General features: G+C 35.2%; 3 protein-coding genes and 4 pseudogenes. 1 reads left to right on the plus strand and 6 read right to left on the minus strand.

Annotated features, from left to right (window positions below; genetic code table 11):
- Positions 1 to 95 precede the first annotated feature (95 nt).
- A pseudogene (locus DRF67_RS21125) lies at positions 96 to 356 on the plus strand (transposase); the annotation flags it as partial.
- Between the two features lie 376 nt (positions 357 to 732).
- Here the strand turns inward: DRF67_RS21125 and DRF67_RS22030 are convergent.
- The 6 genes and pseudogenes from DRF67_RS22030 to DRF67_RS21675 form a co-directional block, all read right to left on the minus strand.
- Positions 733 to 918, minus strand: a pseudogene (locus DRF67_RS22030) (RHS repeat-associated core domain-containing protein); the annotation flags it as partial.
- 55 nt (positions 919 to 973) lie between these two features.
- Positions 974 to 1,501 carry a hypothetical protein gene (locus tag DRF67_RS21135; protein WP_115930283.1) on the minus strand — a complete coding sequence of 176 codons (528 nt, stop codon included), beginning with the start codon at positions 1,499 to 1,501 and terminating at the stop codon, positions 974 to 976.
- A 2-nt stretch (positions 1,502 to 1,503) separates the two neighbouring features.
- The gene (locus tag DRF67_RS21140; RefSeq protein ID WP_317048021.1) at positions 1,504 to 2,223 is read right to left on the minus strand and encodes a JAB-like toxin 1 domain-containing protein; all 720 of its coding nucleotides are present in this window, start codon (positions 2,221 to 2,223) and stop codon (positions 1,504 to 1,506) included.
- Positions 2,221 to 2,397, minus strand: a pseudogene (locus DRF67_RS21965) (RHS repeat-associated core domain-containing protein); the annotation flags it as partial. The pseudogene DRF67_RS21965 and the gene DRF67_RS21140, both read right to left, overlap by 3 nt.
- Positions 2,398 to 2,709: 312 nt before the next feature.
- Positions 2,710 to 6,183 (minus strand): DUF6443 domain-containing protein, encoded by a 3,474-nt coding sequence (locus DRF67_RS21150; protein ID WP_115930286.1) that lies wholly within the window; start codon positions 6,181 to 6,183, stop codon positions 2,710 to 2,712.
- Between the two features lie 5 nt (positions 6,184 to 6,188).
- Positions 6,189 to 7,119 (minus strand): annotated as a pseudogene (locus DRF67_RS21675) (hypothetical protein); the annotation flags it as partial.

Genomic DNA, 7,119 nt, shown 5'->3' on the forward strand with positions numbered 1-7,119 from the left:
TATGGATAATCTGATGTTCCGAAAATTTGCTCTTTTTCATAAGGTTTAACAAACTAAATTTAATAATTTTAATTTGTCTGAAAAACAGGGAAGGTTACCATGAGCTCACTGTATTTTTTGAATTTCCTCTTGAGATACGAAAAATCATTTACACCACAAATTTAATTGAAAATCTCAACGGCAAAATCAGAAAATACACTAAAAATAAGATGTCGTTTCCTACGGATGATGCCGTAATGAAATCAGTGTATCTTGCACTAAAAGAAGCTACTAAAAAATGGACCATGCCTATCCATAATTGGGGTATTGTACTCAACCAATTTATGCTTATTTTTGAAAAAAGGCTCAGATTATAAAATCCAAGCCTAGCTTTTTAACTTACACACTTTACGGGATAGTGTCTTTATAAGTAGAATTTGCCGTCTCTATATTCGTATTATTATAAAAATACTCCGCAACTTCTAACGCTTTTGATACATTACTATAAAAACTCAATGTTGATATTTTATCATTTGAATGACCGGTATTATCTTGTATTGGATTTTCAAGCGCTGTTACTTTTAAGTTTTTTTCTATATAGCCTTTTTCTCCAACATCTACACCACCATCATTATTAGCATTAAGATTGCCATTCTTATCAAAGTTTTTGGAAGCATAAATTACATCTCTTTCAGATGGTGCTTTCCAAATTAATTCTCCCTTTTTATTCAATTCATAAATATCTGTTCCTTGTCTGCCATCCGGATCAATATACCTCAAAGGATTATTAAATGCATAGTTGTATGGTGACCATCTTCTCATCTTCTCAGCCAACGGATCTATAACTCCCCATCTTCCCAAATCAGGCATATACATCCTCGCCCCATAATCGTACATCCCCGTCTCTTGAAGCTCCTTGCCATTGTACTTGTACTGATATGTAATAGGCCATCTAAATTTGAGACAGCCTATTGATATTTATGGTATCGTGATTTTATTCTTCGTAGTCTTTTGAAAACTTAATACCTTTCTTTTCTAAAATATTTTTTATAGTCTCAGCTTTTTCTTGAGGTGATACTTGTATAACTTCATTTTTATAATTGAAAGTAAGCAACCACATGCTAGTGTTATAAGAAAACGGATAAGAAGCTAAATTAAAGTTTTCATAAGGAATTTCCTGTATATTCTTAAATGCATTTTTCAACATGATTGTTTCATCAAGTGCTTCATCAATTATTATTCTATAATTATAAAGTTTATAGACTTTTGTATACTTAAAACCGGACATTAGTTCTGGATTCATAAAATATACGTTTAACCAATATTTGGTTTCATTTTGTATTTTGCTTGCACCAACAATTAATATATTGTCACTTACATTTACATAGTGCTCTTTGTTTTTGAAGTCAATATAACTTTCGATAAATGGTATTACTACCTTAGGATCAATCTTTTTATCTTGTGCTTTACAAGAAAATAGAACTAATATACTTCCTAAAATAAATATCAATGTTGTTTTCATAATTAATTTATTTTTCTATTACTACCTGTATATGTTGCTATTGAGCCATTAAAGTTGACATATCCTTTTCCTGATGTTGGCCATTTCCAAGTACTATAAACATTAGTAGTTTTAAATATTGGATTTTTGCTTGATACATCAGCATCGACATAACCTCCTGTAATGATTTTGTAAAAAATAGGACTATTATTTTTATCAAATCTAAAATTAAATCCTCCGGGAGCTATACTTTCTCCTAGTGGATGAGAATGATCAAAATCAACACTTTTGCTTTGATAAATGAAGTGATTACCATTTCCTCCTGTTAGATTTACATAGGGAATAGCAAAATAAGCACTAACACTTACATTAGTAACATGGCTCGTAGTTATAACATTTGAGGAAAACCCATCTCCAAAATTGAACGTATCTCTAGTGAATTCAACACTAGTATTTTCTGCTGCAAAGTCAAAAAATTGTTTAGCTGCATCATCGTTTTGTATTTGTAAATACGTATAAATGTTACTTCCTTTTGAGCCTTCGTGTCCTGGTGTTTTAAAATTAATATCTTTAGCTTCTCCTATTTGTGAATCTCCTCTAGGATTCTTTTCTGTTACATTTGTACGGGCAATTTCTATAGATTTAGATCCATCTTCATTTGTGATTGTATCATAAGGATTGCTATCTGCTGTACGTTCTATATTTCCATTATTCATGATTTTAATGATATCTTGGTTTTGCATTCCATCCGGATCAATAAATCTGATTGGATTATCATAGGCATACGTGTACGGATTCCATCTTCTGGAAGCTTCTGCCAAAGGATCTACAACACCCCAGCGTCCCAGGTCAGACATGTACATTCTTGCCCCATAATCATACATCCCAGTCTCTTGCAACTCCTTGCCATTGTACTTAGAATTCTTTTATAAGTCCAAATAACTCATCCAAAAAGAATAGGTTTTACCTGAAAATATTATCCATACTTTAACTGATAAAGCATAAATAAAGTATATGTAAATAAGCATATAAAAATTACATTCAAAAACAAATTACCGAAAAACCATACTTTCTTAATAGTGTTTTTTTTCTTAATTATAATGTTAATTGAAACTATATTTAATAAGATTGAAATAGAAAATAAAGTAACACTAAAACTATCAAGTTTCATTTTAGGAAAAAATAATGCTAATGCGAGAATTGCAAAAAAATGAGAGAAGTAGGTAATTTTAATCATTATTAATAGGTATTATTTTTTTCACTTCATTTAAAACATTAAAACGATAATTATTATCAATAGTTGTATGAGTAGTATTATCATCTGTTTTGACATTCGTAATCTTAGTTGTCGAATTACCTGATGCCGCTTCAATTTTAGTACCTCCTACAAAAATATTATTTGTTTGAAGGTAATTTTTAGCCTCTACAACATTAGAATTTATTACGTTATCTGTCTTTTTGATTGGATCAGAAATATCTAATGTGATTAGTTTATCAACTTTCACGTTTAAACTTTTATTAATAGCCGTAATAGCATTATCAGCACCCAGACTGTGTCCCACAATAACTAATTTACCGTCTGGACTTGCAGTTCTAAAATCTTCAATCGATTTTGAAACATCCTTTCGGGTTCTTGAATCCATTGATGAGTCAAAAACCGCGACTTGAGTCCCTTGCTGAGAGCTATATCGATCAACAAGCAAACTTGAAAAACTACCTTTATCTGGATATTTTGATTGTGTTTTTCCTCGATCTGGATTTCCATCATAACCCTGTACTGCAATAATTAAATTTTTGGTCCCTTTATTAATTTCAACAGGTTCTAAGCCTTCCAGCTCTCTTGCATCAATAACCCTGTTTCCACTAAAAACATATGGAGCCCAAGTTGGATATTTTTCAGCTAATGGATCGATGTTAAAAAATCTTCCTATATCAGGCATGTAATTTCTCCACTTAAAGCTATAAAATCCTGTCTCCTGTAATTCCTGTCCCTGGTACTTATAACTATAATACGAGCCTATCAGACTTTTCCCGTTGCCGATATGGTTGAGTCCAAACGGATAGTAGTCATTGCTGTCTGTAATTTCCAGAGCGCCTGCGCTGTTTTTACCAAAACTGATCCTTGCATTTCCAAGGTGGTCTTTGTATTGATAAATATAACGGTTTTCTATGAAACTATAAAAACCTTCAGAGGTGGGTACAAAATCCAGTTTCCATTCGGGAGTTAAATTAATTTCATTAAGCTGGCTGTCTGCTTTTTTATATGCCTGCTCTTCATACGCAAATTCAGTCCGGCAGGTTAAACATACTTCTCCGTTTCCAAAATAATTGTACTGAAAACCGTCCAGATAATCAGTTGTACGGACAGTACCGGTTGGCCCTCTCCTTGCTTGTCTGAAGTAGCTTTTACGAAGCTTTACCCCGTCTGAACGGTATAAATAGCTAAGACTGGATTCCAGATTCGGTCCCAAAAAAGGATCCCGTTGACTGATTAATAGAACTCCAGGCAGGTTCAGATAATTGTAGGTAATGCTCTGAATTCCTTTATCCTTCATATTGGTCATATTTCCATTCAGATCATAATCAATAAAGTTGTTTCCGCCTTCGTATCCAATATCATTCTGAGCGGCTTCTTTAACCTGTGTCAGCTTATTTCCGATGTAGATGTAGGTCAGGTCATCAATTAATGATGCTGTAGTGCCCGAAGAGAAACCAGACCTTTTGAGGGCTGCAATATTCCCATTCAGGTCATAGTCCATTTTTTCAAAATTTTCTTTTGCAGAGGGATTGGTATCTTTTTGATAAAAACCGGCTAACAATCTGTTTAATCCATCATAAACATACCCATACCTTTTCAGGTTATCATTAGGAACTGTAGCGGTTTTCCAGTCTATTTCTGCAATGTTCCCATTAAACTTAGGCTTCACAATAAGGTTGGAATAATCCATATTGGGGGTTACCAAACCTTCTACCGTATTATATTTAATTTCGTACCCAAACAATTTCCCGTTTAAGTTCTTCGGGTCATTGATCTTAGTCATCCAACCACGAATATTGTATTTATAATCAATCTGCTGTAACGGTGAAGCAGCACTGATCCCTCCTACTTTCTTGGATTCAAGCTGTGAAAGTTCGTTGTACTTATTCTGAGCCAGAATTTCAACAGGATTAGTTCCTACCTTATGTTTGTGAGCCAGCAGTCTGTTTTGGTGATCATATTCAAATGTTTCGGTGATTATCCTCTCGGTATCCGTAGTAAGTCTTTTGTGTTTGGTCACAGAGGTTTTAACAGCTCCTGCAAAATCAAGTTTTGTTTCTGTTCTGGTATACCCTCCCAGATGATTAATGGAATGGGTTCCTATGACTCTTCCTTTGGTATCGTAATAAGAATAGGTTTTGGTCCAGTTGTCATCTTCAATATTCTTAACCAGGCTCATCACAGGAAGCCCTTTGGTACTTTTTCCATCAGCCATCATTGATGGCTGTAAAGTAGTCTCTCCCTGGATAGATACCGGAAAAGTTGGATTGAAGTTATAATTGGGATAGGTATCATAATAGTTAACTGAGTATACTTTTTCTATATGATCACCAGGATAAGCCAGATTACTGTATTTAATGTTCATTCCTGCAGAATTAAATCCTTCAGCATCCCGATCTTCCGTTGCCGGTTTCCCATTATCAATATAATAATCAATACTTCCTTGCACTTGCTGCCTAACAAACTGTGATCCTATATTGGCTATCCCGGTATATACCACACGGGAGAACTTATCATATTTGGTAAACAGCCACTTACCGGAAGGGCGCATATTGGCATCCTGGCTCATGATAAGTCTATCAGCCTTATCATACGCCATATATTCCCAGCCTTTTCCGGGAAGCTTCTTCTCTACCAATCGGTTCCTGCCGTCATAACGGTATTGATAACACAGCTTTTCTTTTGATGAATCGTCTAGTGTTGCCGGTGCTGAAGGAGGAATAACAAATGCCAGCTGGTCATATTCATTGTATACATAATAGGTATCCGCATTTGTTGTCGCATTCAATACTTTTCTTGAAAGGATCAGCTGCCCTTTACCATTTTTAAATTCAATGGTTTTGTTGCCATCCTCATCGGTGATGGTATTTTTATAGAGGCTGTTAGGAAGAAAATACTGAAGAAGCTTAACAGAGGTTTGGGTTCTGTTCTCTACCCAGGTGGTTGTGGTTTCGTATTTTCTTACATAGTCTACATGCACATTGGCATCATACTGAAACTTCACCGGTTTGGTATCCCAGGCCGTTCCCACCTGTTTCTGTTCCTGGATCCGGTCAAGGGGAGAATTTTCCAGAGTTTTTTCAGCAAAGATCTTTTCCTGTCCATAAATACCAGGCTGAGTAGCATTCGCTAAAGGATTAGGAACGATGGCTCCGTTCAAGGTATTAGATTGGGGAACCGGTAAATAATCTTTGACCTGTCTTCCGAATCCATCGTATTCGATATGGGTTACCACATCACGTCCAAGAGGGGATGCTTTGACATTAACGATTTGCTTGGGCCTTCCCAATCCGTCAAAATACTGAACGGTTTCAGCAGATTTGGTAGGGGAAGTTCCATTGTAATCAAGATAGGTCTTGGTTTGTATATAGTTTTCTGTAGGGGTAAGCTGGGCTTTGACACTGCCCAGCAGCAGGAGTCCTACGGGAATAATTATTTTTTTCATTCGTGTTAGTTTTTATAGTTGTACTTGAATTCTTTTACCAGACGCCCCGTCTGATGATTCTCACGGATTTCCTTAAGCCTACCGGCAGGGTCATAAAGATAGACCTCTCTGATACCGGATGGCGGGGTAATACTTCTCACTCCGATTAATGGATCATAAGAATAGGTCGTAATCTGATGATTTGGAAGCTGACCTCTGAACGTGGTAAAAGCAGATAGTAAGGAAGATTCATCATTGTTTGTGCCGGCAGCAGCATCCGTATTGGAAGCGTTGACAATAGCGGTAATATAAGATTGCTGGATAGCGGTCAGCTTAATATCTTCAATTTTTGCAATAGGCTGCGTATTGTTGTAGCCCCAGATAATCACTGTGGAAATCTTGTCCTTACCGGTATACTGCTGAAGATTACCATTAGAATCATATTGATCATAGGCAACTTCTGTTGAACCGGAAGTATTATCCTTCAAATCATAGGATAATACTGATGTAGGTAATAAATGAGCTGGATTATCATATTTAGTTTCCTTTTTAGAAATGATCTTACCATAGTCTCCAGCATTTTGTTTAGCAGATACTGTTATCTCTAATGGCACACCAACTATATTGGCATTAATAAGTTTTGTATTATTTTTTTCGTGGGCATAAGAAAAATAAGTTTCGTTTATTTTATTATCAGAATAAGTTTGTATTTCTTTTGTCAATTGGTAATGCAAATTACTGTCATATGAATTTTCAGTCACTGTAGGCTTCATGGGCTGGTTATTCATATAATCTGTTGAAATAACAGTTTTAAGGTATTTTTGATAGGAAATATTATCATATTCCACTATATCAAGGTTTTCAATAGCATATTGATGTACCAGTTGATACCCAAGAGGTTTTTGGTAGCAGTGATTAGGATTTGATTTTTCAACATTATTAGCATCCAGAAGAATA

The sequence above is a fragment of the Chryseobacterium pennipullorum genome (genome assembly GCF_003384725.1).
GTDB classification, from domain to species: domain Bacteria; phylum Bacteroidota; class Bacteroidia; order Flavobacteriales; family Weeksellaceae; genus Chryseobacterium; species Chryseobacterium pennipullorum.

What these genes read in the sequence shown, in the direction of transcription:
- DRF67_RS21135 (WP_115930283.1), bottom strand. Translation starts at nt 1,501, where the DNA reads ATGAAAACAACATTGATATTTATTTTAGGAAGTATATTAGTTCTATTT.
- DRF67_RS21140 (WP_317048021.1), bottom strand. Translation starts at nt 2,223, where the DNA reads ATGCAAAACCAAGATATCATTAAAATCATGAATAATGGAAATATAGAA.
- DRF67_RS21150 (WP_115930286.1), bottom strand. Translation starts at nt 6,183, where the DNA reads ATGAAAAAAATAATTATTCCCGTAGGACTCCTGCTGCTGGGCAGTGTC.